This is a genomic window from Luteitalea pratensis, from assembly GCF_001618865.1.
In the GTDB taxonomy this organism is placed as follows: Bacteria; Acidobacteriota; Vicinamibacteria; order Vicinamibacterales; family Vicinamibacteraceae; genus Luteitalea; species Luteitalea pratensis.
This window is the reverse complement of record NZ_CP015136.1, coordinates 2,270,222-2,294,998: the sequence shown is the minus strand read 5'-3', so window position 1 is coordinate 2,294,998 and position 24,777 is coordinate 2,270,222. Positions and strand designations below refer to the sequence as shown.

General features: G+C 67.9%; 20 protein-coding genes and 1 pseudogene. 8 read left to right on the top strand and 13 right to left on the bottom strand.

The features are described from left to right. The first annotated feature begins 40 nt into the window (after positions 1-40). Positions 41-751 carry an LOG family protein gene (locus tag LuPra_RS09440; protein WP_110174607.1) on the top strand — a complete coding sequence of 237 codons (711 nt, stop codon included), beginning with the start codon at positions 41-43 and terminating at the stop codon, positions 749-751. Between the two features lie 48 nt (positions 752-799). Here LuPra_RS09440 and LuPra_RS09435 read toward each other — a convergent pair whose 3' ends face one another. The 3 genes from LuPra_RS09435 to LuPra_RS09425 form a co-directional block, all read right to left on the bottom strand. Beyond that, entirely contained in the window at positions 800-2,137 is a 1,338-nt protein-coding gene (locus LuPra_RS09435; protein WP_110170512.1) for an alpha/beta hydrolase family protein, read from the bottom strand. A gap of 236 nt (positions 2,138-2,373) precedes the next feature. Next, positions 2,374-4,110: a YncE family protein gene (locus LuPra_RS09430; protein WP_157898940.1), complete on the bottom strand. Its 1,737-nt coding sequence runs from the start codon at positions 4,108-4,110 to the stop codon at positions 2,374-2,376. Next, the gene (locus tag LuPra_RS09425) at positions 4,107-4,274 is read right to left on the bottom strand and encodes a hypothetical protein (RefSeq protein WP_234800802.1); all 168 of its coding nucleotides are present in this window, start codon (positions 4,272-4,274) and stop codon (positions 4,107-4,109) included. The genes LuPra_RS09430 and LuPra_RS09425 overlap by 4 nt, the downstream gene beginning before the upstream one ends. 88 nt (positions 4,275-4,362) lie before the next feature. On the opposite strand from LuPra_RS09425, the gene LuPra_RS09420 reads away from it, so the two are divergent. Beyond that, on the top strand, positions 4,363-4,872 hold the full coding sequence (locus LuPra_RS09420; protein WP_110170509.1) for a hypothetical protein: 510 nt from the start codon (positions 4,363-4,365) through the stop codon (positions 4,870-4,872). Between the two features lie 4 nt (positions 4,873-4,876). Here the strand turns inward: LuPra_RS09420 and LuPra_RS09415 are convergent, their stop codons facing one another. Together LuPra_RS09415 and LuPra_RS09410 are read right to left on the bottom strand one after the other, a co-directional pair. Next, complete coding sequence (locus LuPra_RS09415) at positions 4,877-6,595, bottom strand: CRTAC1 family protein (RefSeq protein ID WP_162271342.1); 1,719 nt, start codon at positions 6,593-6,595, stop codon at positions 4,877-4,879. Positions 6,596-7,146: 551 nt separating this feature from the next. Further along, positions 7,147-8,706: an SIR2 family NAD-dependent protein deacylase gene (locus tag LuPra_RS09410; RefSeq protein WP_110170507.1), complete on the bottom strand. Its 1,560-nt coding sequence runs from the start codon at positions 8,704-8,706 to the stop codon at positions 7,147-7,149. On the opposite strand from LuPra_RS09410, the pseudogene LuPra_RS34365 reads away from it, so the two are divergent. Both LuPra_RS34365 and LuPra_RS09400 read left to right on the top strand, forming a co-directional pair. After that, positions 8,705-9,139 (top strand): annotated as a pseudogene (locus LuPra_RS34365) (hypothetical protein); the annotation flags it as partial. The gene LuPra_RS09410 and the pseudogene LuPra_RS34365 sit on opposite strands and share 2 nt — an antisense overlap. Positions 9,140-9,571: 432 nt before the next feature. After that, positions 9,572-11,803, top strand: coding sequence for a M36 family metallopeptidase (locus tag LuPra_RS09400; RefSeq protein ID WP_110170505.1), 2,232 nt, complete (start codon positions 9,572-9,574; stop codon positions 11,801-11,803). A 397-nt stretch (positions 11,804-12,200) separates the two neighbouring features. Here the strand turns inward: LuPra_RS09400 and LuPra_RS09395 are convergent, their stop codons facing one another. From LuPra_RS09395 to LuPra_RS09385, 3 genes are all read right to left on the bottom strand, one after another. Then, positions 12,201-12,995, bottom strand: coding sequence for a tetratricopeptide repeat protein (locus LuPra_RS09395; protein ID WP_110170504.1), 795 nt, complete (start codon positions 12,993-12,995; stop codon positions 12,201-12,203). Next, complete coding sequence (locus LuPra_RS09390) at positions 12,992-13,501, bottom strand: P-loop nucleotide/nucleoside kinase family protein (protein WP_110170503.1); 510 nt, start codon at positions 13,499-13,501, stop codon at positions 12,992-12,994. Before LuPra_RS09390 ends, LuPra_RS09395 begins: the two co-directional genes overlap by 4 nt. A 255-nt stretch (positions 13,502-13,756) precedes the next feature. Then, the gene (locus LuPra_RS09385) at positions 13,757-14,737 is read right to left on the bottom strand and encodes an SMP-30/gluconolactonase/LRE family protein (RefSeq protein WP_110170502.1); all 981 of its coding nucleotides are present in this window, start codon (positions 14,735-14,737) and stop codon (positions 13,757-13,759) included. Between the two features lie 161 nt (positions 14,738-14,898). Here LuPra_RS09385 and LuPra_RS09380 point away from each other — a divergent pair, with 161 nt between their 5' ends. Together LuPra_RS09380 and murQ are read left to right on the top strand one after the other, a co-directional pair. Then, positions 14,899-16,455: a winged helix-turn-helix domain-containing protein gene (locus LuPra_RS09380; RefSeq protein WP_110170501.1), complete on the top strand. Its 1,557-nt coding sequence runs from the start codon at positions 14,899-14,901 to the stop codon at positions 16,453-16,455. Between the two features lie 8 nt (positions 16,456-16,463). Then, complete coding sequence (gene murQ, locus LuPra_RS09375; RefSeq protein WP_110170500.1) at positions 16,464-17,363, top strand: N-acetylmuramic acid 6-phosphate etherase; 900 nt, start codon at positions 16,464-16,466, stop codon at positions 17,361-17,363. 174 nt (positions 17,364-17,537) lie between these two features. On the opposite strand, the gene LuPra_RS09370 is transcribed toward murQ, so the two are convergent. The 3 genes from LuPra_RS09370 to LuPra_RS09360 all read right to left on the bottom strand — a co-directional run bounded on the left by LuPra_RS09370 (position 17,538) and on the right by LuPra_RS09360 (position 20,983). Then, positions 17,538-17,909, bottom strand: coding sequence for a VOC family protein (locus LuPra_RS09370; RefSeq protein ID WP_110170499.1), 372 nt, complete (start codon positions 17,907-17,909; stop codon positions 17,538-17,540). Between the two features lie 154 nt (positions 17,910-18,063). Continuing rightward, positions 18,064-19,395, bottom strand: coding sequence for a TldD/PmbA family protein (locus tag LuPra_RS09365; protein ID WP_110170498.1), 1,332 nt, complete (start codon positions 19,393-19,395; stop codon positions 18,064-18,066). Positions 19,396-19,411: 16 nt separating this feature from the next. After that, positions 19,412-20,983, bottom strand: coding sequence for a TldD/PmbA family protein (locus tag LuPra_RS09360; RefSeq protein ID WP_110170497.1), 1,572 nt, complete (start codon positions 20,981-20,983; stop codon positions 19,412-19,414). 32 nt (positions 20,984-21,015) lie between these two features. Between LuPra_RS09360 and LuPra_RS09355 the strand changes: the two genes are divergently transcribed. Both LuPra_RS09355 and LuPra_RS09350 read left to right on the top strand, forming a co-directional pair. Then, the gene (locus tag LuPra_RS09355; protein ID WP_110170496.1) at positions 21,016-22,026 is read left to right on the top strand and encodes an amidohydrolase family protein; all 1,011 of its coding nucleotides are present in this window, start codon (positions 21,016-21,018) and stop codon (positions 22,024-22,026) included. 221 nt (positions 22,027-22,247) lie between these two features. Next, entirely contained in the window at positions 22,248-23,306 is a 1,059-nt protein-coding gene (locus LuPra_RS09350; protein ID WP_237050877.1) for a glycoside hydrolase family 43 protein, read from the top strand. 302 nt (positions 23,307-23,608) lie between these two features. On the opposite strand, the gene LuPra_RS09345 is transcribed toward LuPra_RS09350, so the two are convergent. Together LuPra_RS09345 and LuPra_RS09340 are read right to left on the bottom strand one after the other, a co-directional pair. Further along, the gene (locus tag LuPra_RS09345; RefSeq protein WP_110170495.1) at positions 23,609-24,211 is read right to left on the bottom strand and encodes a hypothetical protein; all 603 of its coding nucleotides are present in this window, start codon (positions 24,209-24,211) and stop codon (positions 23,609-23,611) included. After that, a complete protein-coding gene (locus LuPra_RS09340) occupies positions 24,211-24,753 on the bottom strand; it encodes an RNA polymerase sigma factor (RefSeq protein ID WP_110170494.1) in 543 nt (180 codons plus the stop codon). Before LuPra_RS09340 ends, LuPra_RS09345 begins: the two co-directional genes overlap by 1 nt. Positions 24,754-24,777 lie beyond the last annotated feature (24 nt).

Genomic DNA, 24,777 nt, shown 5'->3' with positions numbered 1-24,777 from the left:
ATTGTAGACTCAGTACGCTAGCTCCATGGAGGGCGACCGCATGACCAACGACAAGCCTGCTCGCGCCGGTTCCAACGCCATCAGCCTCAGCGACGAAGAGCAGGTGCGACAGGTCCTCGTCGACTCGGTCCATGGCCTCTGGGACGTCGTCAACAACCTGACGCGGCTGAAGCCCTCGAAGCGAGAGCGCTATCGCGTGTCGATCTTCGGTTCCGCGCGCCTGCAGCCCGGGTCCTTCGGCTACGAGGAGACCAAGCGCGCAGCCGCGGCACTCGCCGACATGGACTGCGACATCGTGACCGGCGGCGGTCCTGGCCTCATGCAGGCGGCCAATGAAGGCGCCGCAGGCCGAGGCGTGCAGTCAGTCGGCATCCGCGTGGATCTGCCGTTCGAGCAGGAGGTGAACGCCTTCGTGACCTCAGCGTTCGAACACCGGACATTCTTCACGCGCCTGCATCAATTCGTCCTCTCCTCCGACGCCTTCATCGTCGCGCCGGGAGGCATCGGCACCGTGCTCGAGATGACGCTGATCTGGCAGTTGCTGCAGGTGGGACACCTCGAGAATACGTCACTCATCCTCGTGGGTCAGATGTGGCCGGGGCTGCTGGAGTGGGCGAAGCAGTCGATGCTGTCGTCGGACCCGCCGCTGGCCAGCGCACGCGACATGGACATCCCGCGTTGCGTGGCGAACGCGGATGAGGCGATTGCCATCGTCCGCGAACACCATGCCGCCTGGCTGCATCGGACGTAGGGTCGCCAGGGACGCCCTCTTCGTGGCCACGGTCGGCATGAAGCTGCGTTACCTGGCGCCGGGCGCCGGGGTCGCGTGTTCGAGAGTGAGGGCGACCGCCGTGCCTCTCTTGAAGCCCTTCCAGTAGGTGTGCCCCGGCAGCTCGCGGCCCTCGCGATCCACGGCGTACACCGCATCGGTGCCAGACGCGACCACGTCGAAGTAGGCCTGCTTCGCGTCGTCGCCCTTCAGATGGCGATCGAAATACGCTGTGGCGAAGTGCTGCAGGATATTGTTCATCCGCACCGTGTCCCATACCGCATCGGCGTGTTGCGTGTACGCCACCACCGCTGGGCCTGTGGCGCCAAGCGTCTCCGTGGGCGCCGGATGCGGCGCCGCCGCGTTGTGGTTCGCGTTGACGAACGTCAGCAGGTAGCGGTCGGCGTTGACCACGCCCTCGAACAGCGCACGCGTGCCCTTCGCGTAGCCGGACACGTCGTCGACGCTGCCGGCCACGAACAGCACCGGCGTGCGGATGCCGCCGAGGCCCTCGGCGTCCCATATGCCGGCCTGCATGCCCCACGGGCCGATCGCGATGACCGCCTTCACGCGCGTGTCGTTCAGCGCACGATACGCCGGGTTGGCCGCGGCCCGTTCGCCGAGCAACCGGTTGGGCGGCGCCCCTCGCATCGTCAGGCTCGCCGCGCTGTAGCCACCGCCGATCGCGTTGATCACGCCGTACCCGCCCATCGAGTAGCCGACGAGGCCAGTGCGAGAGGTGTCGGGGCGTCCGCTCAGGAAGCTGCCCGAGCCGGGCGCGGCGAGACGCGTCATTTCGTCGAGGACGAACAACTGATCGAACGGCCGGTTGTAGAGCGTGCTCGCGAAGGCCTGCTGGTCCTCGTAGGTGCTGTCGGCGTGGTCGATGGACACGACGATGAAGCCCTTGCTCGCGAGGTTCTCGCCAAGATGGCTCATCAGGTAGCGGTTGCCGGGGTAACCGTGCGACAGGATCACCAGGGGGAACGGCCCGCCCGCGGTCGCGAGTGTCGCATCACGCACGGCCTGGCCCTGCAGCGTCACGGCGATCGTCGGGTCGCGGGCGACGGTGTGGTAGGTGCCGCCAGGCGTCTCGCCTGGGGCGAGCGTCGCCGGGTACCAAACCTCGAGCACGAACCGGCGGTCGTAGCGCGCGGTGGGCTCGCCCTCCTTCGTGCGGAGGACGTCTGGCCGATCGCGATCGACGGCGGTCAGCGTTCGCACGCCGATGGCGGAGGGGCCGTAGGCGGCCAGTTCCGGGGCGATGGGGGTCACGACGTCGATGCGGGTCGGCTGCGCGAGGGCGCCGGCGGCGGCGAAGACGAGCGTGACGGCGGAAGCGGCGCACAGCCGCAGCAAAATGGACATCTGTCGGCGACCGGAGCGTTGCCACCATACACCAGCGTTCAGGAGCGCGGCATCACGCAGCGCCCGGCCCGGCGTGGCGTGGCGGCTTTTCACGTACTTGGCTTCGCCACCGGAGTCCGACGTGCGTGCGCCCTCGCGCCAGAGATTTCGAGCTGACGCTGATTGAACCAGGCCGTGTGCTTTCCGGCTTCTCCCGCAGGCCGAAGCCTGCGGGTAGGCCAGCTCCGTTGCAGCAATCAGCGAGCGGTGCCCCAGTCCATCGCGATATCGGCGACCACCCCGAACGGCTTGAACGTGCCCACCGGACGGCCGCTCGTGGCGTCGACGATCATCACGCCGCCGGGACCGCTGATCAGCGCCGTGCGGCCGTCCGGCGACAGCTCCGCGCGATCGAACCTGCCTGCAGCCGCGCTGAGGACGTCGCTCTTCTGGTGGGTGGCGAAGTCCAGCGCAGACACGCCGCCGGGGGCGGCAAGGAGCGCCGTTGATGCGCCCGGCATGCACAGCACGCGAAAGGCGGCGACGTCGACCTTCTGGATGACTGCGCCCGTGACGCCGTCAATGAGGGTGACGTCGGTGGTCTGGCTGTTCAGGGTGTACACGACCTTGCCGTCCGGGCGCACGACCATCGTGCCGCGCGGCTCGGCGAGGCTGGCCTCGGCGTACACGTACGAGGACTGGCCGTTCCGTCTGGCCTGGGTCTCGGCGTTCAGCCGCGCCGTCTCGTTCTTCAGGCCCACGTCGAGCGCCTGGAACATCTTCGTGCTCATCTTGCCAGTGCGGACTTCGAGGAGGCGGGTGCCCGTTGCAAGGTCGTACGTCTTGAAGTACTCGGTCCAGAGCTGGTAGAGGCGGCTGCCATCCGGGCTGACCCGCATCTCCTCGCCGAAGGTCTTGAACGTGTAGGGCGAGCCGGCGGGCTTCAGGTCGGGCAGGGTGAGCTTCGAGAAGCTGTAGCTGCCGTGCACGTACAGCGTCTTGCCGTCGGCGCTCGTCTCGAGCGACTCGGGGCCCGTGCCGACAGGGATCGGCGCGCTGACGGTGCCCCCTGTGATCACCCGCAACTCACCGGCGCGGTCGCGGTTGGCCGGTCCCTTCGCCGGGACGCCGTCGCTCAGCATCAGCAGGCGCTGGCCACGCTCGTCGAGCACGAGCCCGCGCGGCTTGGATCCCGCGTCGCTGCCGCCCTGAACGGCGCGCGTCGACATCGACACCACGTGTAACCGGCCATTGACGTTCTTGTCCGGGTTGTCGCTCGGCTTGCCGCGATCGAGCAGGTAGAGGAACTGCGCGTCCGGCGAGAGCACCGGATTGCCGGGGTCGCCCTCGAGCGGCACGGTGGCGGCCACGCTCCCCGTTGTCAGGTCCAGGAAGCGGAGCTCGGCTGGCGAGAGCACGCCCTTGCGCTTCTCGCTGGCGGAGAGCACCACGCCCGTGCGTCCATCGGGAGCGGCAAGGAAGGCCGTCGCTGGGCGCGGCAGTTCGATGCGCGACAGGACCTTCGCACCCGCGAGGTCCACGGTGACGAACTCCCGCGGTTGACTTTCCGCAGGCTTACCCCTGTATCCCTGCCCCACGACCGACAGGCGATCGCCCGCCGCCGACAGCATCGACAGCGGCTCGAGTCCCCACGCGAGCTCGACGCGGCCCTTTACGGCCAGCGTCGCGCCGTCGAGGATGGTGACCGCCGACCGTGTCTTCGCCTGGAACCCATCGTCGCCCGCGTCGCGGCCCTCGCCACGGTCGAGCACGAGCACGCGCTGGCCGTCGGCAGACATCAGCAATGCGGTCGGCGTCCCCTGGAGTGTCGCCGTCTGCGCGACGCTGCCGCCTGGCAGGCTCAACGCGGTGACGGTGCGGGCCTGCTGGTCCAGCACCAAAACCCGCGAAGGAGGGTTCTGCGCCGCCGGCCGGCTCACCATCGATCCCACGAGGATGCCAGCCACCACGAATGCGGTCCTGCCTCTGATCATGTCGCCTCCCACACGCACAATTGCGCGTCCGCACCGGGCGCGCGCTCCCGCAGCGCGTGGGCGGATTGAGTCCTGAATACGATCGGGATAACGACGATGATTGCGTGAGCGAACCGGTCCGGCACCCGGCCGGCCTTGCGCTGCTCCAGGATGTCGTCGGCCACGAATGCGGCGAGGGACATAATGGACGAGCCTTCCTCCGCTGCTCCGTCTCGGTGGGCAGAGGAGGGCGACTCAACGAAGGAGACGTTGATGTACAAGGTCATCTGGCCGGGCCCCCTGGCTCTCGCAGTCGCGGCCCTCGTCGCCCTTGCTCCCGTGCCCGCGCAGGCCCAGGAGAAGCTCGCGGGAAAGGCGTTCGAGGCGGCAGCGGTCAAGGACTTCTATCTCGAAGGGAACGCGATTCCGGCGCAGAAGCGCAACACCGTGGTGCTCAAGGGGGCCGACGGGAAGCGGATGGTGTTCGGGTTGCTGGACACCAGCGGATACGCCACCGAGATCCAGCAGAAGTACGCCGGGATGTTGATCCTCGAGCGGAAGACCCTGATCGGCGGCGCCACCGTGGGGACGGGTGCCTACGGGTTCGGCCTGCGGAAGGGCACGCCGCCGGAGGGCCCGGGCACGCTGGTGGTCTACGACGTGGCCGGGGACAAGGTCGGCGAAGTGGCGGCGCAGTGGGACACGGCGCTTGCGCGGCCGGTGCCGCTCCAGTTCGTGAACGGCCGGCTGTACGTCGGTCGCCACTGGGTCGAGATCAAGTAAGCGCTCACCGCCCACGGAGAGGCTCGAGCGAGAGCCCCTTCGCTTCGTCCACCAGGTAGTGGCGGCCGGCAGGTACGTCGCGGAACTCGTCCACCTTGCCTCCCGGCCACTCGACGCGCACCAGATCCGCCTTCGCCGCGTCACCGAGGCCGAAATGCGCCCGCGGGTCACTGGCGGAGTAGATCCCCACGGTGCGCTTGACCTCCCACACCTGGGACCGCTCACCTGTCCGCGCGGTGATCCGGGTGCCGATCGCGTCCCGATTGGCCTTGCTCCCCACGGCTCGCAGCATCAACCAGCGGCCCGGCGCCTGGTCGTTCCGCAGCATCAACGGCTTCGAGTCCAGGCAGGCCACCACCAGGTCGAGGTCGCCATCGTTGTCGAGGTCGGCAAAGGCGAGGCCGCGCCCGATCACGCGCTTGCCGGCGTCGGGTCCGACCTCTCCCGAGGCGTCGCGGAAGGTACCGTCGCGGTCGTTCACGTAGACCGAGAGCGCCGGCTGCTCGTAGGTCTCCTTGCCGGGCGCGTCGCGCAGGTGCGGGTAGACGTGGCCGTTCGCGTGAACGAGATCCTTCCAGCCGTCCTGATCGAGATCGAGGAACGCCGTCCCCCACTTCACGAATGGCCACGCCGGCGCACGGAGGTGCGCACGCGCAGTGATGTCCTCGAAGAGGAGTTCGCCCAGGTTCCGGTACAGCGTGCTGTAGTCGTTGGCGAAGTGCGTGGCGTAGAGGTCGAGTCTGCCGTCGTTGTCGAAGTCGGCGGCGTCCACCCCCATGCTCGCCTGCTCGTTGCCGTCGCCGCTCACCGCGGTGCCACTCTCGAACCCGCGCTCGTCGAAGCGCCCGTTCCCCCTGTTCACGAAGAGATAGTTCGGCGTCGCGTCGTTGCCGACGTAGAGGTCGAGATCCCTGTCGCCATCCACGTCCGCGGTCACCACGCCAAGGCCGAAGTAACGCTTCTCGTCAGAGGCCCCGGAAACCTCGGATTGCTCGGTGAAGGTGCCGTCGCCGTTGTTGTGGAAGTAGAGGTCCCGGGCGCCGGGGAGACCGCGCGGCCCACACAGCACGGGCACACCGACGTAGGTGCAGGTGCCGCCCGCCGGCCCCACGGGAAGTGCGTCGGGCCCGACATCCAGGTACGCGGCGACGTAGAGATCGAGATGGCCGTCCCCATCGAAGTCGCCGAAGGCCGCGGACGAACTCCATCCTTCTGCGCGGATGCCTGCCTTCCCGGTGACGTCCGTGAACGTCCCGTTTCCGTTGTTGCGGTAGAGGACATCGGCGCCCAGGTTCGTGAGGTAGACATCGACCCACCCGTCGTTGTCGTAATCGGCAACGCTGACGCCAATGCCCCAGCCCCCCCGGGTGAGGCCTGCCGCTCGCGTGACATCCTCGAAGGTGCCATCGCGCCGGTTGCGGTAGAGGACGGGTCCGGGGTTGTCGCCCCTGCGCCAGCGCTCCATCGACGAGCCCCGGGAGAAGAGGAGGTCCACCCAGCCGTCGCCGTCGTAATCGAGGGCTCCGACGCCGCCGCCCTTGACTTCGAAGATGTAGTCCTTGCGGTCAGGGCGGCCCGTGTAATTTTCAGCCGTGATCCCGGAGGCGGCCGAGACGTCGGTGAGGTGCACGCTCGGCGGGGGCACTGGAGCCGCGTAGGGCACGACCGCAACACCGGCAGCGAGAAGCAGGAGGACATGCCTCGCCGGGCGCGGATGAGCCATGGTGCATCCTACACGCGCTGGCTCACCTGCAGTTCGGTCTCGCAGACGTACCCGCTGTCCGTGGTCCACGCCGTTTAGGGAGGGTAGGCGGAGTGCCATTCAGTTGCATGCAGCCGGACACCTGGCCCTTGTATCGCTGAGCTGTACTCGACGCAATAGCGCAAACAGATGAGCCGACGACCGAGCACACACGCGAGATCACGGAGGCGTGGGTGCCGCTTGTGCGGCGACTCCAGCCACCTGCCGGCTTCGCTCACGAACGGGAGGTGGCACAACCCACGTGACGTCGGTCTTGCCTGTGGTGAGGGAGATCGAGCGGCCGTACTTGTGGCGGGAACGGCAGGCTGTGCACTGATCTGACACCTGCCACTGATTTGCGTGTTGCGCCAGGACGACGAACCGACGCAACGCAGGGCGCGGGTAATGCGCCTGGATCTTGAGGAGGACGCCGGCGGCACCACTTCGTCGGTGTACGTGCTCGCCTGTGTACCGCCGATCCACCGCTCGCCCCGCGCGCGCGCTCGACGAGCCTCGAGAGATGGGTGCCCGAATCACTGCCGCGTCCGCTCCTGCAGCCCGAACTCGCGCAGCAGGCCCTCGAGCCTCCCGCCCGCTGGCGTGGCCCAGGCCTCTGCGCTCAATTCGGCGACCAGACCTCGAAGCGCACCTGCCAACTCGCGCTCGGGCGCCGACAGCACTCCTTCGAGCGTCGGATCCAGCAAGTGCGCCGAGCCGCCGGCTGACTGCATGCCGATGTAGTCGAGCAGCATGGCCACACGACGCGACGCGACGACGTTGGGCACACTCGGCCGGGCGACGCTCGTGATGATGAGGTCCTGCCTCCACAGTTCGGCAAGCAGCTTGCGGTCGTGCAGGAAGAGCGCCGTGCCAAGCCCCTCCTGGCCGGCCGCGGCCGGCATCGCACTGCGCACGTCGTGGACGATGCGGTGGAAGTTGTCATCCTGCAGCGAGAAGCCGACAAAGAGCATGTGACGTGTGACCAGCAGCGCCTGCACGATGCCGGCAAGCGCGGCGCGGCGCGACGAGAACCGCAGGTAGTCGTCGCGCGTGAGGACGATCTCCTCGGGATGCGTCACGCATCCGTGCAACTTGAGCAGCCAGCGTTCGCCGCGGTCGCCCGGCGCGTACGGCAGGATCGAGCACGGTACGTCGATGTCCTGCGACGCGTGCTCGAAGATTTGGTCGTAGTTGGTGGTGGCCACTTGCGACACGGGCAGCGACGCCAGCAGCGTCTGTGTGAGCGATCGGTGCGTCGCCTTGACCAGCGACGCAACGAGGGGCCCCAGCGGCTGACCGGCGTGCTTCAGGCGCATGCCAATCAGGCGCGCGCGATCGAGGGCGTTCTCGGCCTGGAGCAGCACACGCTCCTCGTCAGAGAACCCGCCGTCGGCGGCAAGGAGATCGAGCAGCCTGGGCCAGTCAGGCACACCGCTGCCCTGGCTCGCGCCCGCACCGATGAAGAGCACCAGCTGGCCCTCGCGGGCGAGCGCCGCGAGCCGGTCCCCTTCCGCGAGGAGCGACGACTCGAGCTGTCGGGCGAACGGTGAGTTCGGCAGCTGCGTGCGCGCCGCCTGCACCGCGGCATACGTGCGTCGATCACGAATCGCCAGGTACACGTCGACGCCACCTTCCTGCGCGACGGTCTCGAGGGCCGGAAGCAGACGCCGGACGATCTCGCCAGTAGCGAAGCGTCCGCCGCCACCACCCGCGCCGACCAGCGGCACGGCGACGCGCGGGAAGACCTGCTCGGCGCTTGCGTGGCGATGCTCAGCCAGATGACGCGCCGCGAGCGCAACTGCCTCACGCGCGCCCTCGACGAACCACTGCAAGGGCTCGCCGAAGGCGGCGCCGAGATTGGTCCAGACACGCAGTCGATCGTCGCCGGCAAGGGGCGCCTCGACGAACGCGCGCGGGCTGCCGGTGCGGAAATCATCCGGCGGCGGTCCCGGCTCGCCGGCCGCCGCCTGCCAGCCGGCCGACACCCTGAGCTGACGATCCGTCGGCACGACCCACGCATCGCACGCGAGCCGCGTGAGGTCCGCGCCGGTGACGAAGACGTGTGGGGAGGGAGCTTCGTCTGTCGCGTCCATGGCGGTTCACTATAGCTGCACACCAACGGCGGAGACTCGTCGAGGTGTCCGCCCGTACTCACGCAACGATGCACGGGCTCGCTATCATCTGGAACCTGTGGCGACCCTTCTGTCGAGCACGGGCGTGGTCTCGCGTAGTGCGAAGCGGCAGTCGCGGACGGCCCTCGACCGCGACTTCATCCTGACAGTCGAGGCGCCGGCGCTGCGCACGCCATGCGCGTGGTCCGAACACCACGGTGACGATCGGGCGATTGCCGTCGGATTCGTCCCGGCCTTCGACGCAGCGCCAGCGGCGGCCGAGATCGTGTTCCTTGTCGACAGGTCGGGCTCGATGCATGGCGACTCGATCGCCGAGGTACGCAACGCGCTGCAGTTGTGCCTGCGGTCTATCACGACCGACTGCACGTTCATCATCGTCGGCTTCGGAAGCACATATCAGCCGTCGTGTCGGCGTCGATCTGGACGGACTACAGGTGCCGGTCATCTCCCTGGACGACCTGAAGATCAACAAGCGCGCTGCGGGCCGCAACAAGGATCTCGCCGACCTGGACAACCTGCCCTGACGACGCGTGCGGATCTGCGGACGGCAGCGTCCTTGCACATAGGTCGCGCCTGGCGTGCGGTCCATCAGCCTGACATGGCACTTATCGCGCGGATGATGCCGAGGCATCCCTATCAGCCGGCGCGACAGGTCGACGTGCGGCTGTCGTCAGTCAACCTTGGATAGGAATAGAGCCGTCGGAGGCGACCAAGGTCGCGCCAGCGCGAAACTTGTCAAGAATCCTCGTGCAGCGGTGCGATTTCCGTGCGTACACTGGCGCATTCCCAGCGTTTCCGCTCGCGCGTCGCGGGTCAACGGAGTCTCATGCTGCGTTTCTCCACCCTCGTCTGGTCAGGGCTCCTGACCGCCGCTCTTTTCACCAGCCAGGCCCACGCCCAAGTGGCCGGCCCGTTTGCCGCTCCAGAAGCACGCGTCGTCCGCGCGCCCGCCGGGCAGAGCCTGGCCCCCGTGTCTGGCGATCCTGTCGCCCAGGTCGCCGCATACCTGCGCGCAGCCGGACACGACGATGCGACGGTCGCGTCGCTGGTGCTCGCCAGCCGCGACACGGTGGCGCGCACAGGCGTCACGCACCTGCGGTTCACGCAGCGCGTCAGCGGCCTCGATGTCTACGGCACGTACCTGAAGGCCTCGGTCACCGCCACTGGCGCGCTCGCCAGCGTCGTCGAAAACGTCGTGACGGTTCGGGCCGTTGGTGGACCGCCGCTCGACGGCGGTGAAGGCCGCGCGCTGGCCATCGGGCTGCAGCACGTGCACGGCGGCGCGCCGACGCCGCCGGGCCTGGTACGCCAGGACGGCAACACGAGCGTCTTCGCCCGCACCGCCTTCTTCCACCGCGAGCCGACGGTCACGCGCGTCGCGGTTCCGGTCGGCGCCGCGCTGCGCCGCGGCTACCTCGTCGAGACCTGGACGGCTCGCGGCAACCAGCTGCACCACACGCTGGTCGGCGGCGACGGCGCGGTGCTCGGCGTCGAGTCGCGCACGGCCAGCGACAGCTACAACGTGTTCGCGATCGACCCGTCGAAGTCGCAGCAGCTGGTCGTCAACGGTCCGGCACCCGCGGTGAAGGCGCCCTCGCCCAACGGCTGGCTGTTTGCGGGCACGCAGGCGACGACCAACATCGCCGGCAACAACGTCAATGCCTACGTCGACGCCAACGCCAACAACGCGGCCGACGGCGGCGGTGTCGCCGTCAGCGACGGCAACTTCCTCGCGACATTCGCCGCCGGGCAGCAGCCCGCCGTCGACCCGAACAAGGCAGTCGCGACACAGAACCTCTTCTACCTGAACAACGTGATACACGACGTCCTCTATCGTCACGGATTCACGGAGTCGGCGGGAAACTTCCAGGAGAGCAACTTCGGCCTCACCGGCGCCGGCAGCGACTCGGTGTACGCCGAGGTGCAGGACGGCAGCGGCACCGACAACGCCAACTTCTCCACGCCGGCCGACGGCTCCCACCCGCGCATGCAGATGTACATCTGGAGCGCCCCCGGCGACACGCAGGTGGCGATCGGGTCCAAGGTCTTCACCGCCCAGAATTCCTCCTTCACCCCCCTCCCGTCCACCACGGGCGTCACCGGCATGCTTGCCATCGTCAACGACGGCGCGGGCACGACGTCGGATGCCTGTGAGCGGTTCGCACGCAATGCACTCATCGGCAAGATCGCGATCATCGACCGCGGCACCTGCAACTTCGACCTCAAGGTGAGCAACGTCGCCCGTGCCGGCGCGATAGCGGCCATCGTCGTGAACAATGCCGACACCGGTATCTTCGCCATGGGCGGCACCACGGCGAGCAAGATCCCCGCGGTGATGGTGAGCCTGGTCGACGGCGCGGCGATCAAGGCCGCCGGCGGCAGCGACGGCACCGTGAAAAAGACCACCGCGGCGCCCATCAACCGCGACAGCAGCCTGGACGCCGACATCGTCGACCATGAGTACGGCCACGGCCTGACGTGGCGAATGATCGGCAGCATGAGCGGGCCGATAGCGGGCGCCATCGGCGAGGGCATGGGCGACGTCCTGTCGCTGCTCCTCAACAACTCCCCCACACAGTACAACGCGTCGGACGACGACGTCGTGGGCGAGTACTCGGCGTTCACGCCCACAGGCATCCGTTCACAGCCGTACAACACGTACAACCGGAGCTACGGCGACCTCACGTGGACCGAGGTGCACCTCGACGGCGAACTGTACGCAGCAATCGGCTTCCGCCTGCGCCGCAATTTCCTAAACGACTCTGCGGGGTCGCTACCCAACCTGACGACAGGGGAAGTGCTGGACCACATGGTCGACGGCATGAACTACACACCCGCCGCTCCGAAGTACGAGGACATGCGCGACGGCATCCTGGACTCGATCGACAACGACGCGGGCCTCACGGCCTCCGACAAGTCACGACGGAAGTGCCTGGTGTGGGACGGGTTCGCGGACTTCGGCGTCGGCGTCGGCGCCAAGGCCACGGTCAAGCGCGCCGGCAGCATCACGGTTTCCGAGTCGTTCGCCCTGCCCGACGGCTGCAACGCGGTCGACTAGGCGACAGCCTTTAGGAGATGCACGGCGTGACCGACAGGTCACCCGTGTGTCACGTTCGCACCCGCGCCGGTCTCCCTGGCGGAATTGTCGCGGCCCGTTCTCATGGCGCTCTGGGGCCGTGCAGTCGGCTGACGTGGCGGTGATCAGGGTGCCTCGGCGAGCCAGGCAGCCGGCTGTGTGCGGTTCGTCGCGGCCGGCCGTTCTAAATGAATGAACGTCGTTGTCGCCAAACGACACATCCTTCCTTGACGCCAGGCGTCGACGTTGTGGTTCGTGATCGAGGTGTGTGCCGTGGGGCGCATGACCCACCTTCTGCACCTCGAGCACGGACCCTGGGGAGCCGTCGCCCGGGTCCGGCCGCCGTTGCGGCTCGGATTCGGCGACGTCTTCCAATGCTTCAGCGTGACGACGGCTCGCAGCCTGTACGTGCCTTCTTCTGGTACGTCGCGAGTCGCGGGTGCTGCGGGGTACTGGCTTCCGCGACCCGCGCGGCCTGCTGATAGCTCGCAATCGCAGACACCGTGTCACCGGCGCGGCAATGCGCGTCGCCGAGGCTGTCGTACGCATTCGGCGAGTGTGGGAAGGCGTCGACATTGTCCTTGAAGGTCCGTAACGCGGCCGGCACCTGACCTCGCGTCAGCTGGTCGTAGCCAACCTGGTTGACCAGCCGTTCGGCCATCACCGGGTACGGCTTGGCATAGGCCCTGGCCAGCCGCACCACGTCGTCGTGACGACCTTCCGTCAGGAAGATACGACCGACCGCAACGAGGCGGGCTTCGGGCGGCGGAGAATCGTAGCCGAAGCGGGTGGAGGCGCGCCGATAGTGCGCCTCGAGCGCCTGCAATCCGCCCGCGCCATCGAGTTCCGACAGGTTCTCGAAGAACGGAAAACGGTACTCCTGGTACCGTGCCTCGAGCGCGTCATGGAGGCTTCTCTGCGGCGTGGAACTGTGGTCCTCGTCCTGCAAGTCGGCAGAGGTCCATGCCGGGCCTCCGCCAGCGCCAGCGCTCCGCAGGGCGTCTGCAAAACGTCTCAGGCCGTCGCGCAGTTGCTCGTTCTCGTGTTGACCGACCGAGACGTACACGGCCGCGCCCGCCCTGGCCGCCCGCGGGATGAGTTCCTCGGCGAGCACGCGCTCAAGCGTCGCCACGATCAGTACGGCAAGCACGCGTGACCAATCGACCCGGGTCATTCCTGTCCCCCGGCGCCGGCCTCGTGACGAATGATCGTGAAACCCTCATCAGGCGATGGCGGGTCGAAGTACGCCGTGATGGCGTCGAACTCCGCGTCCGTCGTCCACCTGGTTCCCTCCGGGAATCCGGCGCTGCGAGCGTGCAGTTGCCGCTTGCACACCGCGTCGGACGCGTCGATGACGTGGAGCTCATGGTCGACACCAGACGCGTCGAGCAGCTGCCGGAACCACGCGCGCTGCCGGCGTGTGTTGCCGGGAAAGTCGAGCACGACCGACAGCCCGCGGCCGAGCAACGTGCAGATGTGTGGCGTCAGCGTCTCATTGAGCCGAGTCGAGTACTTCATGAAAGCCGGGATGTCGACGATCTCCACCGGGTAGAGCCGCCCGAGCCACTCGTCCGAAGCGAGCAGAATCGCGTCCCCCTGCTCTGCCAGCATCCTGGCCAGCGTCGACTTGCCTGCGGCCATCTTGCCGCACAGGAAGAACAGTTTCGGGGTCCGCTCCATGGAAACAGCCTACAGCCACAGGGCCTACAGCCTGCAGCCTGCGGGCTGCGCGTCGGACAAGTGATCCATGGCGTGAACGCCACCGGCAGTCACGATATACGGCTCGCGTAGCCTGCAGCCCGTAGCCCGCAGCCGTCAATATCGTTGGAGTCCGACGCCTGCACGTGGCAGGCTGCACGCGGATCGCGGATCGGGAAGGTACGGCGGGCTCTCCGAGCCCGCCAGGCCGACAGGCCGCAGGCATTTGTGTTGTGCTCAGGGCTCCGACTCCCCTGCGGCTGCGTTGCGGGGCAGCGCCGTCACGGTGAACGGCGGCGTGCTCGTGAGGAAGTCGGCGTTCACCACGAGGTAGCTGTTGCGGGCGCGCGCGACCGTCGACGGATCGGTGATCGAGGGGTGTGTAAGCTGCCCCACCACGACGCCGGACCCGGCGTCTGCGTCGAGCCTGACGAAGGTCAGCGTCGGCGCGGGATAGAACGTCACGACCACCAGCTGCCCCTTGTCCAACAGCAGGCCGTCGCTGAAGAGCGGCTCGACGTCGATACGCTGGATCGTTCGGCCGAGCGGCGCGTCCGCATCGACATCGATGCGGAACAGCTCACCCGTGCCCGAGTGCCCCACGATCAGCCGCTGCCCGTCTTCGAGCGAGACGATGCCATTGAGGTTGAAGGCAAACGGGTCGTAGGCGATCTCGGGTTCGACCGGGATGGCCTGCGGCACGCCGCCACCCGCCTCGACCTGCTCGGCGGTCGCGTGCCAGAGATACGGGCGGAAGGAGTCGGTCACGTACACGTCGCCGGTATTGGTGATCGCGAGGTCGTTGAGCAGGCCACCCTCGCCGGTATCGACGGTGGCCAGTAGTTGGCCGGTCGCGATTTCATACACGCGAAGCTGGCCCGTCGCACCGCCGGCGACGTACAGCCGGTCGCGCCACACCTTCAGGCCGGTGGCCTGCCCGCCGTCAGTCCCCGGGATGAAGACGCGCGCGACCGTGTCGTCCAGGCTCGCGCGATAAATCGTGCCGTCGCCGATCGTGCCCACGAAGAAGGTGCCGGAGCGTGGATCGTATGCGACGCCCTCGGGGTTGCCGTGGGTTGACGGTTCGAGCGCGTAGACCCTGGCATCGGGACGGGCGTCCTGCCGCGCGAAGGCAGAACTAGTTGCGCCCAGGGTAACGGTCAAGGCGAGGGTGGTCGCGGTAAGGATGGAACGAGCCGGGAGTGTCGTCGGGTACATAATGAGCCTCCTCGAAGTCGGCAGCAGGCCCGCATCGCGGCATCGGAGTGCGCAAGCGTTCGCCGGGCGGGCAGGTGCGACGGCGGTGAAGGCTAGCCGCCGGACGGCTTCGCCGTCCTCGAGAACGGCGGAAACCTTTCTTCGGATTTCCTTCGGACGCCATGGACGCAGCCAATCCCGAGGTCTTCGCGTTCGGTGCCTATCGCCTCGACACCGGGGAACGGCACCTGTTGCGCGGGAGCGAGGAGATCCCGCTCGAGCCGAAGGTCTTCGATACGCTGCTCGTCCTCGTCCGCCATGCGGGCCGCCTCGTCGGCAAGGACGCGCTGATGTCCGCGGTGTGGCCGGACACGCACGTGGAGGAGGGCAACCTCACGCGCAACGTCTCGATGCTTCGCCGCGCACTCGGGACCGACGCGCAGGCGAACATCGAGACCGTCCCCAAGTACGGCTACCGCTTCGTCGGGGACGTCACGCGCCTGACGGTGACAGTCGAGCCGGCGCTGCTCTATCCGGAACCGCCGGTTACGACAACAGGGTTACCGACGCCCGAGGCACTCCTCGTCCAGCCGCCAGGTCTCGCGACACCGCGGCAGCCGTGGTCCACGCTGGCGCTGCTCTTGCTCGTCGTAGGGGGTTCGGTCACGTTCGTCGGGCTGACACGCGGCATGCCCGACGACCCGAGCGCCAGATCCGGACGACCGGACGCTTCAATAGCCGACGCGCCGTCGTCCACCGCCGAACCTCTGGAGCTGTACCTGAAAGGGCGCCACTACCTCAACACGCTGAGCGACGAGAGCATCGCGCGAGCGGCCAGCTATTTCCGACGTGCGCTCGAGGTCAATCCGGACTACGCGCCGGCGCACGCAGGGCTTGCCGAGTACTACGCGACGATTGCGGCGGTTGGCACGACTGCGCGGATGTCACCGGCCGAGGCGTACCCGTTGGCGAAGGCGTCGGCGTTGAAGGCCCTCTCGCTCGACGAGGCCATTCCCGGCGCGTACACCGCGCTCGCGCTGGTAGCCATGGACTACGAGTGGGATCACGACGGTGCCGACCGTGCGTTCCGCCGTGCGATCGCGCTCGCGCCACAACACGTCAACGCGCACCACTGGTACTCGCACTTCCTGGTCACGCAGGGCCGCTTCGAGGAGTCGCTGGAGGAGAGCCGGCGCGCGCTCTCGCTCGACCCCCTCGACATCCCGATGAATTACCATCTCGGCTTCCACTACTACTACGCACGACAGTACCTCGACGCCGAGCGGCAGTTGCGCCAGACCCTGATGCTCGACTCGTCGTCCGGAGATGCGAACAGCTTGCTCGGGATCGGCCTGGCGCAGCAGGGTCGGCACCAGGAGGGCATCGCCGCGATGCAGCGTGGCATGGCACTTGGCGGGCTGGACGTGCGGGGTGCGATCGTCGCGGCACTCGCGAGGGCCGGACGTCGCGCCGAATCGGACGCCCTGCTGGCGGAGGTGCTGGAGGAAGGGAGGCACCGATATGTATCGCCGTACGAACTTGCGCGTGCCCACGCCGGGCGCGGCGAGATCGACAAGGCATTCGGCCGTCTCGAGCAGGCGTGTGACGACCGCGCCGCCGACGTACGTCACCTCGGGGTCGATCCCGGCTTCGACGGGCTGCGTGCCGACCCACGCTTCGTCCGCATCCTGGAGCGCGTCGGCCTCGCCGCCGTTCCGGGTGCGGTAGCCAGAAAGTAGAGGCTTCCATGTCCGACCTCCCCATCACCGAGCAGGAAAACGAGCGGTCTCGCGGCCTCGACACGCTGACGATCGAGGACACGCTGGCGCTGATCAACGATGAGGACCACGGTGTGCCGACCGCCGTCCGGCGCCAGTTGCCGATCATCGCGCAAGCCGTGGAAGGCATCGTCGGGCGACTGCGCCGGGGCGGACGCCTGATCTACGTGGGCACCGGCACGTCGGGGCGACTCGGCGTGCTCGATGCGTCCGAGTGCCCGCCGACCTACGGCGTGCCGGCCGAACTGGTGCAGGGCCTCATCGCGGGCGGCTACGACGCGTGCCATCGCGCCGTCGAGGCGTCCGAAGACGACCACGACGCCGGCGCCAGCGACCTGGCGACGCGCGGAGTGACCGCTGCGGACGCCGTCATCGGCATCGCCGCGTCCGGACGAACGCCGTACACGGTCGGCGCCGTGGAACACGCGCGAGCGCTCGGCGCGTTCACCGTGGCCATCGCCTGTGTCCCGGGATCGGCGATCACCCTGGCCGCCGAAGTGGCCATCGTCCCTGTCGTCGGTCCCGAAGTGGTCGCGGGATCGACGCGCATGAAGGCAGGGACTGCGCAGAAGCTGGTGCTGAACATGATCTCGACGACGGCGATGATCCAGCTCGGGTACGTCCGCGGCAACAGGATGACGAACATGCGGGCGCGCAACAGCAAGCTACAGGCACGCGCGGTCCGTATCCTGCAGTCGGAGACGGGACTCGATGATGCGGCAGCGACCTCGGCGCTCGAAGCCGCGGGCGGTGACGTCGCGACGGCGGTCGTGATGATCCGGACCGGATGCGCCCGCGAGGCCGCGGGCGAGGCCTTGCTGCGCGCGAGCGGTGTCATCGAACGGGCGATTGCGTCGCTGTGCGACTGATTCGGTGACCGCGGGACAGCGGCGCATGGCGCACGCGCCACCGGCTGGCACGAATCCATGGAGGTGTCGCCGCGGGACTTCCGCCTTCGCCGAGGCTACGGCAGACAGGTCGTCCCGCGGCAGCGCGCCGGACAAGTCCGGCGCCTACGAGATTCGTTGGAGTCCGGCGGCGGCCTACTTGATCGAGTGCAGGCCGAACATGTTGCCCTCGGTATCGACCGCGAGCACGACGAAGCCGTACTGGCCGATCGACATCTTGTCGCGATGCACCTTGCCGCCCGCGCCGGCGACACGGCCGCCCTCGACCGCACAGTCCTCGCAACTGAAGTAGACCATCGTGCTGCCGCCCGAGGGCACACCAGGCATCTTCACGAGCGCGCCCGACGCCCCCGGCGCCGCCGGATCCATCCCGAAGGCCCACATCTCGATGTCGGGACCCGGCAGCCGTTGGAGGGTGACCTCAAAGACGGCCTCGTAGAACTTCCGCGCCCTATCCGCGTCCTGGACGTAGATCTCGAACCAGCCGACCGGGTTGTGACGAGCCATGAGGGTTCTCCTGTGCGGGCCGAATGATGGACTGACGCCGGGGAGTATCGTGCGGCCGGTACTCGCGGTGCAACCACGACTGTACTGACCGTCGACCTAAAGGTCGACGGCTACGCTCCGAATGCGCGCCCTACCATCCAGGCGGGCATCGATTTCAGATCGCGTCGGAGATCGACGTGAAGGTGAAGGCGCCCACCCGCAGTGGCGGCACCATGAACGGCGAGCGTCGCACTGACGGGCCGATGGCCTCGACGTTCCACGGCGCGAGCATCGCCAGCACGCTCTGGTTGAACCGCAGGTTGCGTACCGGACGCTGGATGACGCCGTCCTCCACCCACCACAGGCCATCGCGCGTGAGCCCGGTGAGCACGATGGTGCGCGGGTCGACGAGCCGCACGTACCAGAATCGCGAGATCAGCAGCCCGCGCGCCAGGCCCTTGATCATCTCCGGGAGCGGCGTCAGCGGCGTGGCGCTCTCGACGATGAAGTTGGTGGGCCCGGGCGTAGGCGTCTGCTTGCGATCCGCGGCCCAGAAACGCGGGTAGGTCAGCCGCTCCAGCACACCATTCCGGATCAGCGTGATGCGCTCCGCCGGAATCCCCTCGTCGGTCGCCGGTATGCCCGGAAGTTCGGCATGCATCGGATCGCTGTGCAGGCTCAGGCGCGTGTCGAACATGGACTCGCCGAGGCGGGTCTTGCCGTCCTTGGCCGAGAATGCGCTGCGCCCCTCGTCTGCGCTCCGTGCGTCCAGCGCGCCCACCAGGAACCCCATGAGATCGGCGACGGCCTGGGCTTCGAGGATGACCGGATACGTGCCCGGCTCGATCGGCTTCGGATCGCGCGACCGTACCGCCTTCTCCACCGCCTGCCGTGCGATCTGCGCGGCATCCACCTGGCGCACGTCGAAGTGATCGCCCGCGTAGTAGCCAGACCCGGTGCCGTCCTCGGTGCGCGCGGTGATGCTGCACGCCGCCTCGCTCGCGCGAAAGTACCGGCGATTGCCATTGGCAGTGGCCACGGCGGTCGCAGAGGCATTCGTGGTGTGCACGCCGGCGCCGCTGACGCTTGCCTCGCGACACGTGCGCAGCACGTCCTGGAGCGCAACGGCACGCGCGGCAACGTCGACATCCGCAGTGGCGTCGACGAATCCGCGCGAGTCGGGGTACTCGAGAGGACCAAGCGTCGGCACGTACTCGCGATGAACGGGCGAGATTCGTGCGATCTGCACCGCCTCGCCGGCCAGTTGCCCAAGCGCCGCGGCACTCGCGTCGTTGCCGCTTGTCGCACCACGCCGCTTGTCCACCCACACCGTGACGGTGATGGTCAGGTCTTCAGAGCGTCCACTGGTCGTGACGCGATTGTCCGCGAAGCGCGCGTGCGCGGCGACCTCGCTCGCAACCGACACGACGGCATCCTCGGCACCCGCCGCCCTGGCGTGCGCGAGGACGGTCTCGCACAGGGTCAGTGCTTCATCGCGACTCAGCATCCCGCCTGCCCCCGCGTCACGATGACCCTGCCGTGTTCAGGACGTTGACCTGACGGAAGCGCGCCGGCGGACAACCATGGCTGACGGCGTTGGTCTGACCGGGCTCGCCCTTGCCGTCGGCCGACGTTCCCCACAACCGATACGAAGCCGGGCCGCCGATGCCGTCACACGACGCCCAGAACTCCGGCGTGCGCGACTGGTACGCCGCGTCCTTGACCATCGCGCCGAGCCTGCCGTCACGGATCTCGCGGATCACCGCCCCGCCGAACTGGAAGTTGTAGCGTTGCTGATCGATCGACGAGACACCCCGCCCTTCGATGAACAGCCCGCGCTTGATGCCACTGAACAACTCGTCGCGCGTCACCTCGGTGCTCGCCGACTGCAGCGAGACGTTCGGCATCCGCGGGAAGGGCACGCTCGCCCAGTTGTCCGAATGCAGGCAGCCGTGGGAGCGCTGCTGCCCGACCAGCGGCGCCAGTTCACGCGTCGTCTGCCAATCAACGAACATGCCGCCACGCACGAGGGACCACTTGTCCGCCTTCACGCCCTCATCGTCGTAGCCGGTCGTCGCAAGGCCACCGGGCTGGCTGCGATCGGCGACCAGGTTGACGATCGTCGCGCCGAACCGTCGCGTGCCGGCGTCACCAGGTTTCAGGAAACTCGTGCCGGCCATGTTGGCTTCATACCCGAGCGCGCGATCGAGTTCGGTCGAGTGCCCGACCGATTCGTGAATACACAGGAAGAGCTGAGAAGGATCGACCACGATGTCGTAGCGGCCGGGCGTCACCGGTGCGGCCTTCAGCTTCTCCACGACCTCGTGGCCAGCCTGCTCCGCGTCCTGCAGCCAGGGATAGTCCTCGACGTACTCGTATCCAACCAGCTTCGCCCGATCGACGACCGGTCGCGTCTGGAAGTCGCCGCGTGCGCGGTCGGCGGCGGTGGTCGTGAACTGCGGATACGTCCGCACCAGCCGCTGCGTGATCCGCGAGCCCTCGCTCGACGCGAAGTACTTGTGCTCGTCGACCAACAGCAACTGCGAGCTGACGAACGAGACGCCGGGGACGGCGAGCGCCGTCTCGTTCAGCTTCATCAGGAACGCCAGCTTCGTATCGATGGGCACGTCGAACGGGTCACGCGTGAAGGCGCTGGTCCAAGTGGCCTTCACCGTATCGGCGGATGCGAGCACCACCTTGCGTGCCGCCAGGGCGGCATTGGCCTTGGCGATCGCCACTGCCTGCCCGGCGAGGGTCCGGGCCGTCGCCGCGTCGACGCGATGACTCGCCGCGAAACCCCAGGCGCCGTTGACCAGCACCCGGAGGCCCATGCCGTAGCTCGCCGAGCGCGAGACGTTCTGCACCTGACGCTCACGCGTCGCGATCGACTCGCGCCGGTAGCGGTTGACGCGGATGTCTGCGTAGGAGGCTCCCAACTTCGCCGCCTGCGCAAGCGCCTCGTCAGCGGCCTCGGCGCGTACCGCGTCGACGTCAGGACCTGACTGGAAGATCTCGGCCCAGCCAGGCACGACAATACCCGCGGCAAGGGCGGTGCCGGACGCGATGAACTCACGTCGCGAGAACGAAGGCGACATCGCGCGGATTATAGCGGGGTTACGATGCACGCATGACTCCACCTCTCCGCCATGTCACGAGGCGCCTCGCGTGCGCCGCGATCTGCCTGGCGCCGGCAGCCGTGTCGTACGCCCAGAACACGTCGCGGCAGGCCCCGCCGGTGCTCGACGTCCATTTCCACGCGATGGACGACTCCGGTCCTACCGCTGTCCCGATGTGCCCGAACACGTCGAGGTTCACGGCCTCGGATCCCGCCACCAAGGAAGCCACCAACGGCTGGGCGCAGGAAGAGTGCACGCCCAAGCTGTATCCCGCGGCGAAGGGCGAGTACATCAAGGACGTCGTCGCGGACATGGAGCGGCTGAACGTGACCGCGGTGGTCTTCGGCACGCCGGAAAGCGTCCGCAAATGGATCGACGCGGCGCCAGGGCGCGTGATTCCGGGCACCGGTTTCGAGGCGGCCGGCGCGCGGGTCCCCCTCGATCAACTGCGCACCAGTTTCGCCAAGGACGGCTTCAAGGTGATGGGCGAGATCGGCCTGCAGTACCAGGGCGTGTCGCCGAGCGACATGAGTGTCGACCAGTACTTTGCGCTCGCCGAGGAACTCGACATCCCCGTCGCCATCCACATGGGCACCGGCGGATCGGGTCGATCCAACGTGACGCGATCGACGTTCCGTGGCTCCATGGGCAACCCGCTCCTGCTCGAGGAACTCCTCGCACGACATCCGAAGCTGCGCGTCCAGGTGATGCACGCCGGTTATCCGATGATCGACAACATGCTCACGCTGCTGCAGGCGAACTCGCACGTGTACGTGGACCTCGCCGGGTTGATCTGGAGCTATCCGTTGAAGGAAGTGAACCGGTACATCGAACGGCTCGTGGACGGCGGGTTCGGCGATCGCGTGATGTTCGGCACCGATCAACTCGTGTGGCCGAAGCTGATGGCGTATTCGATCAGCATCATCCAGAATGCCGACTACCTGACACCCGAGCAGAAGCGCGACATCCTGTACAACAACGCCGCCCGCTTCCTGCGGATCGATCCGAAGAGCGCGAAGTAGAAGCCCAGACGAACGCCGAACGCTGAACGCCACACGCTGACGGCAGGAAGACCTTCGTCGCTGCGGAGACCGCCCACGCCGCCTGACAGACGGCGACCGCGAACAGAAGGCCGGGCTCGGAGACCCGGCCCTACCTCGTCATCGACCAAGGCCGCACCTGCGATAGTCTGTCGCCAGTTTCCCAGAATCAGAACGCGGCTTGTATCGCCCGGAGTACACCCATGCGCCTCGGCTTCCTCGCCCCCATGCTCGCCCTTGGCGTCGCGCTCGCGGCTGCCGCGCAAACGTCCAGTGGGCCGTGGTTTCTCGACCAGCCACTGCTGCCCGGCATCTACACCGCCGACCCCTCGGCGCACGTCTTCGGCGGACGGCTGTACCTCTACCCGTCCCACGACATCGACGCCGGCGTACCTGCCGATGATCTCGGCAGCCACTTCGCGATGCGCGACTACCACGTCCTGTCGATGGATCGGATCGGCGGCGCCGTGAAAGACCACGGCGTGGCGCTCGACATCGCCAGCGTGCCCTGGGCCAAGCGGCAGATGTGGGCGCCCGACGCAGCCGAACGCGGTGGGCAGTACTACCTGTACTTCCCGGCCAAGGACGCGCGCGACGTGTTCCGCATCGGCGTGGCCGTGTCGAGCAATCCTGCCGGGCCCTTCAAGGCCGACCCAGAGCCCATCGACGGCGCATTCAGCATCGACCCGGCAGTCTTCCGCGACGCCGACGGTGCTGCGTACCTCTATTTCGGCGGCATCTGGGGTGGGCAACTGCAGCGATGGGCATCGGGGGCCTATCAGGCCAAGGACGCATATCCTGCGCCCGGCGCGCCCGCACTGATGCCGAAGGTCGCGCGACTGCGCGACGACATGCGTCACCTGGCCGAGCCGGTGCGCGACGTGATCATCAACGACGCGGAGGGGCGGCCCCTCACCTACGGCGACAATACGCGGCGCTTCTTCGAGGCCACCTGGGTCCACCGCTACAACGGGAAGTACTACCTGTCGTATTCGACTGGCGACACGCATTTTCTCGTATACGCCACCGGCGACTCGCCCTACGGACCATTCACGTACCGCGGCCGCATCATGGAACCGGTGCTGGGCTGGACGACGCACCACTCGATCGTCGAGTCGGAGGGCAAGTGGTACCTCTTCTACCACGATGCGCAGCTCTCGAAGGGCCAGACGCATCTCCGCAACGTCAAGGTGACGCCGCTCGTCCATCGTCCCGACGGCACCATCGAGACGATCGTGCCGTATCGCGCAGGCGGACGCTGACACGGGCAGAAACCCGGGAACCGGGTACCGGGAACCGGGTACCGGGCACCGGGCACCGGGAACCGGGTAAGCCAAGTCGACGAACGCCGAACGTTGAACGTCGAACGCGGCGCCACCGGGTACCGGGCACGGGGCACCCGGGCAAGCCAAATCGACGAACGCCGAACGCTGAACGCCGCACCCAGCGGGTACCGGGTTCCGGGCACCGGGTTCCGGGAACCGTTAATCTCGGGCTCTGGACTACAGGGTACGGGGTACGGATTGTGTAGGCGTCGACCTTGGTCGACGCGCCCCGCCCCCGGCTACCAGGCGGCGGGGCCGGGAATCGTCCGCGTGTGGCGCATCTCGTACTCGCCCAGTACGCGCTCGCCTCCGGCTTCCACCGCGAGCAGTCGCAGCACCATGACGTCGTCTGGCGCGGCTTTCGCGAAGGTGGCCGACTCTTGGTACAGCACGGCCCGGGCGGCCGCGTCCACGGGGACGTCCGCCATGCGGCCCCGCTCGCGGCCCTCGCTGTCGTAGATGCCGAGGTCCACGCGGGGCAGGCCGGCGAGTTCTGCGACTAGACGCGCGATGAGGAAGTCGTCGTCGGCCGAGATCGTGCACGCGACGACGCCGCCGCGCGGCGGCGTGTATTCGCGAACCGTGCGTCCCTCGGCCTTGGCCTGCCGCACGAAGTCGTCGCTCACGATCACCCGAAGGGAGCCGGAGCGCGCGACGTCACGCAGTGCCTCGGCAAGCGCGATGGTGCCGCGCAGCCGGCCACCGCATTCGTCGCACGCGAACAGGTGCTCTTCGATCGCGGTTTCAGCGGCCTCATCCAGGGCCGCCATCCAGTACTCGAGCAGTATCTCCTCGGAGATCGGCGCCGAACACTGGGGCGGTTCGGACCGTGTCGTGGCCATCACGCGACCTCCCCCTCCATGCAGCCGCGCAGTTGCCGGATGGCGCGATGGCGGATCACCCGCACATTGGCCTCGGAGACACCGAGAAACCGCGCGACGTCGCTGCCGGCGCGGTCGTCATAGAACGTCAGCATCACGACGCTGCGGTCGCGTTCCTTCAGCGACTGCAGGCACCGGCCCAAGCGCTCGCGATCCACCTCCGGTTCGATTGGCGCCTCTGGCACCAGGATCGCGCCGTAGATCTCGAGCAGCGCCCCGCGACGTTTCGCACCGCGCCGCAGTTCGAGCACCGTCATGCGGGCCATACCCAGCACGAAATGCGGCAGCTTCTCGTAGTCGCGCAGTTTGCCTGCGCGCAGGGCCTCGAGCGTCGTCAGCAGCACCTGCTGCACCAGGTCGTCTGCAGCGGCGCCGGACCGCAGGTGTCGCATGCCATAGAGGCGAAGTCGTGGCGCCATGCGGCGACACATCTCGGCCTCGGCCTGGGAGTCCCCCGCTGCCGCACGGCTGGCCACGTCGGCGTCGCTGAGGTCGGACGGCACGGCGGCATTGTAAGCGCCGCCATG

Coding starts and splice junctions, on each gene's coding strand:
- LuPra_RS09365 (WP_110170498.1), bottom strand. CDS start 19,395: ATGCTGAGTCGCGATGAAGCACTGACCCTGTGCGAGACCGTCCTCGCG.
- LuPra_RS09360 (WP_110170497.1), bottom strand. CDS start 20,983: ATGTCGCCTTCGTTCTCGCGACGTGAGTTCATCGCGTCCGGCACCGCC.
- LuPra_RS09400 (WP_110170505.1), top strand. CDS start 9,572: ATGCTGCGTTTCTCCACCCTCGTCTGGTCAGGGCTCCTGACCGCCGCT.
- LuPra_RS09355 (WP_110170496.1), top strand. CDS start 21,016: ATGACTCCACCTCTCCGCCATGTCACGAGGCGCCTCGCGTGCGCCGCG.
- LuPra_RS09430 (WP_157898940.1), bottom strand. CDS start 4,110: ATGATCAGAGGCAGGACCGCATTCGTGGTGGCTGGCATCCTCGTGGGA.
- LuPra_RS09345 (WP_110170495.1), bottom strand. CDS start 24,211: ATGGCCACGACACGGTCCGAACCGCCCCAGTGTTCGGCGCCGATCTCC.
- LuPra_RS09395 (WP_110170504.1), bottom strand. CDS start 12,995: ATGACCCGGGTCGATTGGTCACGCGTGCTTGCCGTACTGATCGTGGCG.
- LuPra_RS09420 (WP_110170509.1), top strand. CDS start 4,363: ATGTACAAGGTCATCTGGCCGGGCCCCCTGGCTCTCGCAGTCGCGGCC.
- LuPra_RS09380 (WP_110170501.1), top strand. CDS start 14,899: ATGGACGCAGCCAATCCCGAGGTCTTCGCGTTCGGTGCCTATCGCCTC.
- LuPra_RS09385 (WP_110170502.1), bottom strand. CDS start 14,737: ATGTACCCGACGACACTCCCGGCTCGTTCCATCCTTACCGCGACCACC.
- LuPra_RS09415 (WP_162271342.1), bottom strand. CDS start 6,595: ATGGCTCATCCGCGCCCGGCGAGGCATGTCCTCCTGCTTCTCGCTGCC.
- LuPra_RS09350 (WP_237050877.1), top strand. CDS start 22,248: ATGCGCCTCGGCTTCCTCGCCCCCATGCTCGCCCTTGGCGTCGCGCTC.
- LuPra_RS09370 (WP_110170499.1), bottom strand. CDS start 17,909: ATGGCTCGTCACAACCCGGTCGGCTGGTTCGAGATCTACGTCCAGGAC.
- LuPra_RS09440 (WP_110174607.1), top strand. CDS start 41: ATGACCAACGACAAGCCTGCTCGCGCCGGTTCCAACGCCATCAGCCTC.
- LuPra_RS09410 (WP_110170507.1), bottom strand. CDS start 8,706: ATGGACGCGACAGACGAAGCTCCCTCCCCACACGTCTTCGTCACCGGC.
- LuPra_RS09390 (WP_110170503.1), bottom strand. CDS start 13,501: ATGGAGCGGACCCCGAAACTGTTCTTCCTGTGCGGCAAGATGGCCGCA.
- murQ (WP_110170500.1), top strand. CDS start 16,464: ATGTCCGACCTCCCCATCACCGAGCAGGAAAACGAGCGGTCTCGCGGC.
- LuPra_RS09435 (WP_110170512.1), bottom strand. CDS start 2,137: ATGTCCATTTTGCTGCGGCTGTGCGCCGCTTCCGCCGTCACGCTCGTC.